1 protein-coding gene, 1 tRNA gene and 2 rRNA genes are annotated in these 3,673 nt (G+C 53.1%); all 4 read right to left on the bottom strand.

Annotation, left to right across the window (positions count from 1 at the left end):
* Window positions 1-235, bottom strand: a 235-nt coding sequence (locus GT003_RS32005; protein WP_000031667.1) for a GTP-binding protein, incomplete at its 3' end; no start/stop codon positions are given.
* Window positions 236-349: 114 nt separating this feature from the next.
* Window positions 350-425: transfer RNA gene (locus tag GT003_RS32000), tRNA-Thr, on the bottom strand.
* Window positions 426-439: 14 nt separating this feature from the next.
* Window positions 440-555, bottom strand: a 5S ribosomal RNA gene (gene rrf / locus GT003_RS31995).
* Window positions 556-646: 91 nt separating this feature from the next.
* Window positions 647-3,553: ribosomal RNA gene (locus GT003_RS31990) — 23S ribosomal RNA — on the bottom strand.
* Window positions 3,554-3,673 lie beyond the last annotated feature (120 nt).

The following is a 3,673-nucleotide window of genomic DNA, read 5'->3' as shown; positions in this document are numbered from 1 at the left end:
GCGCGTAGTGGCGAGTCGGGGTGTCATATTCAACGTGAGAGGTGTTGATGGTGATACCACGAGCTTTTTCTTCCGGCGCGTTATCGATCTGGTCGAATGCGCGAGCAGCACCGCCGTAGGTCTTAGCCAGTACGGTAGTGATTGCAGCAGTCAGCGTTGTTTTACCATGGTCAACGTGGCCGATAGTACCGACGTTAACGTGCGGTTTTGTACGTTCAAACTTTTCTTTAGACATCGATTGTCCCTCTAAGACACGGATAAATCGGTGATATCACCACATCAACCAGGCAACATGCCCGACTCGTTGAATGCTAAATAACAGAAGAGAAACCAGGAAGGAGAAGTGAAGTGGTGCTGATACCCAGAGTCGAACTGGGGACCTCACCCTTACCAAGGGTGCGCTCTACCAACTGAGCCATATCAGCACACTAAATTTGATGCCTGGCAGTTCCCTACTCTCGCATGGGGAGACCCCACACTACCATCGGCGCTACGGCGTTTCACTTCTGAGTTCGGCATGGGGTCAGGTGGGACCACCGCGCTAGTGCCGCCAGGCAAATTCTGTTGCCATCCCGCGTTAGCCGGACGGCGTAATCTGTATCAGCTGAAAATCATCTCTCATCCGCCAAAACATCTTCGGCGTTGTAAGGTTAAGCCTCACGGTTCATTAGTACCGGTTAGCTCAACGCATCGCTGCGCTTACACACCCGGCCTATCAACGTCGTCGTCTTCAACGTTCCTTCAGGACTCTCAGGGAGTCAGGGAGAACTCATCTCGGGGCAAGTTTCGTGCTTAGATGCTTTCAGCACTTATCTCTTCCGCATTTAGCTACCGGGCAGTGCCATTGGCATGACAACCCGAACACCAGTGATGCGTCCACTCCGGTCCTCTCGTACTAGGAGCAGCCCCCCTCAATTCTCCAGCGCCCACGGCAGATAGGGACCGAACTGTCTCACGACGTTCTAAACCCAGCTCGCGTACCACTTTAAATGGCGAACAGCCATACCCTTGGGACCTACTTCAGCCCCAGGATGTGATGAGCCGACATCGAGGTGCCAAACACCGCCGTCGATATGAACTCTTGGGCGGTATCAGCCTGTTATCCCCGGAGTACCTTTTATCCGTTGAGCGATGGCCCTTCCATTCAGAACCACCGGATCACTATGACCTGCTTTCGCACCTGCTCGCGCCGTCACGCTCGCAGTCAAGCCAGCTTATGCCATTGCACTAACCTCCTGATGTCCGACCAGGATTAGCTGACCTTCGTGCTCCTCCGTTACGCTTTAGGAGGAGACCGCCCCAGTCAAACTACCCACCAGACACTGTCCGCAACCCGGATCACGGGTCCACGTTAGAACATCAAACATTAAAGGGTGGTATTTCAAGGTTGGCTCCACGCAGACTGGCGTCCACGCTTCAAAGCCTCCCACCTATCCTACACATCAAGGCTCAATGTTCAGTGTCAAGCTATAGTAAAGGTTCACGGGGTCTTTCCGTCTTGCCGCGGGTACACTGCATCTTCACAGCGAGTTCAATTTCACTGAGTCTCGGGTGGAGACAGCCTGGCCATCATTACGCCATTCGTGCAGGTCGGAACTTACCCGACAAGGAATTTCGCTACCTTAGGACCGTTATAGTTACGGCCGCCGTTTACCGGGGCTTCGATCAAGAGCTTCACCTTGCGGTTGACCCCATCAATTAACCTTCCGGCACCGGGCAGGCGTCACACCGTATACGTCCACTTTCGTGTTTGCACAGTGCTGTGTTTTTAATAAACAGTTGCAGCCAGCTGGTATCTTCGACTGGTTTCAGCTCCGTGAGCAAGTCACTTCACCTACGCACCAGCGTGCCTTCTCCCGAAGTTACGGCACCATTTTGCCTAGTTCCTTCACCCGAGTTCTCTCAAGCGCCTTGGTATTCTCTACCTGACCACCTGTGTCGGTTTGGGGTACGATTTCGTGTTACCTGATGCTTAGAGGCTTTTCCTGGAAGCAGGGCATTTGTCACTTCAGCACCGTGGTGCCTCGTCATCACGCCTCAGTGTTAAAGTGAACCGGATTTACCTGGAACACACACCTACACGCTTAAACCGGGACAACCGTCGCCCGGCTGACATAGCCTTCTCCGTCCCCCCTTCGCAGTAACACCAAGTACAGGAATATTAACCTGTTTCCCATCGACTACGCCTTTCGGCCTCGCCTTAGGGGTCGACTCACCCTGCCCCGATTAACGTTGGACAGGAACCCTTGGTCTTCCGGCGAGCGGGCTTTTCACCCGCTTTATCGTTACTTATGTCAGCATTCGCACTTCTGATACCTCCAGCAGCCCTCACAGGCCACCTTCGACGGCTTACAGAACGCTCCCCTACCCAACAACACATAGTGTCGCTGCCGCAGCTTCGGTGCATGGTTTAGCCCCGTTACATCTTCCGCGCAGGCCGACTCGACCAGTGAGCTATTACGCTTTCTTTAAATGATGGCTGCTTCTAAGCCAACATCCTGGCTGTCTGTGCCTTCCCACATCGTTTCCCACTTAACCATGACTTTGGGACCTTAGCTGGCGGTCTGGGTTGTTTCCCTCTTCACGACGGACGTTAGCACCCGCCGTGTGTCTCCCGTGATAACATTCTCCGGTATTCGTAGTTTGCATCGGGTTGGTAAGCCGGGATGGCCCCCTAGCCGAAACAGTGCTCTACCCCCGGAGATGAATTCACGAGGCGCTACCTAAATAGCTTTCGGGGAGAACCAGCTATCTCCCGGTTTGATTGGCCTTTCACCCCCAGCCACAGGTCATCCGCTAATTTTTCAACATTAGTCGGTTCGGTCCTCCAGTTAGTGTTACCCAACCTTCAACCTGCCCATGGCTAGATCACCGGGTTTCGGGTCTATACCCTGCAACTTAACGCCCAGTTAAGACTCGGTTTCCCTGCGGCTCCCCTATACGGTTAACCTTGCTACAGAATATAAGTCGCTGACCCATTATACAAAAGGTACGCAGTCACCCCATAAAAGAGGCTCCCACTGCTTGTACGTACACGGTTTCAGGTTCTGTTTCACTCCCCTCGCCGGGGTTCTTTTCGCCTTTCCCTCACGGTACTGGTTCACTATCGGTCAGTCAGGAGTATTTAGCCTTGGAGGATGGTCCCCCCATATTCAGACAGGATACCACGTGTCCCGCCCTACTCATCGAGCTCACAACCTGTGTGCTTTTGTGTACGGGGCTGTCACCCTGTATCGCGCGACTTTCCAGACGCTTCCACTAACACTCAGGCTGATTCAGGCTCTGGGCTGTTCCCCGTTCGCTCGCCGCTACTGGGGGAATCTCGGTTGATTTCTTTTCCTCGGGGTACTTAGATGTTTCAGTTCCCCCGGTTCGCCTCACAGCACTATGTATTCATGCTGTGATAGTGCAACGGATTGCACTGGGTTTCCCCATTCGGACATCGCCGGTTATAACGGTTCATATCACCTTACCGGCGCTTTTCGCAGATTAGCACGTCCTTCATCGCCTCTGACTGCCAGGGCATCCACCGTGTACGCTTAGTCGCTTAACCTCACAACCCGAAGATGTTTCGTAAAACACCCTCAGTTGCGAAAATTTGAGAGACTCACGGAACAATTCGCATTGTTCTGTGTTTCAATTTTCAGCTTGATCCAGATTTTTAAAGAGCAAA

The sequence above is a fragment of the Paenibacillus sacheonensis genome (genome assembly GCF_009909195.1).
Taxonomy (GTDB): domain Bacteria; phylum Bacillota; class Bacilli; order Paenibacillales; family Paenibacillaceae; genus Paenibacillus_Z; species Paenibacillus_Z sacheonensis.
Note: the sequence above shows the minus strand (reverse complement) of the source record. Positions and strands in the feature narration are given on the sequence as shown.